The following is a 379-nucleotide window of genomic DNA, read 5'->3' as shown; positions in this document are numbered from 1 at the left end:
TCGCGAACAAGTTCGCTCCTACCGGTTTGCGCTGGGTCAGGTAGGAGGCAACTTGTTGGCGATAGGGCTTGATGCGGTGAGTCAGGTCTGACGCCTCGCGGACAAGTTCGCTCCTACCGGTTTGCGCTGGGTCAGGTAGGAGGCAACTTGTTGGCGATAGGGCTTGATGCGGTGTTGAACTGGCTTAATGATCCCGGACACCTCTTAAGGGCGATATGATTCGCCCAATCAGGAGGTTCCATGCAAGAGCGAAAGACCTACACCCGCGAGTTCAAGCAACGTGCTGCGAGCATGGTTCTTGATGACAACTGCTCAGTTCCCGATGTCTGTGCATCGATGGAGGTTGGCCGTACGGCTCTGCGCCGCTGGGTTGATCAGG

Annotated in this window: 1 protein-coding gene; it reads left to right on the top strand. The window is 56.7% G+C overall.

The window, feature by feature from the left end:
* Nucleotides 1–240: 240 nt before the first annotated feature.
* Nucleotides 241–379: transposase (locus AO242_RS23755; RefSeq protein WP_141562241.1), on the top strand; the 139-nt coding region annotated here is incomplete at its 3' end.

Source organism: Pseudomonas sp. ICMP 561 (assembly GCF_002699985.1).
GTDB classification, from domain to species: Bacteria; Pseudomonadota; Gammaproteobacteria; order Pseudomonadales; family Pseudomonadaceae; genus Aquipseudomonas; species Aquipseudomonas quasicaspiana.
This window is presented reverse-complemented; position numbering and strand designations above follow the sequence as displayed.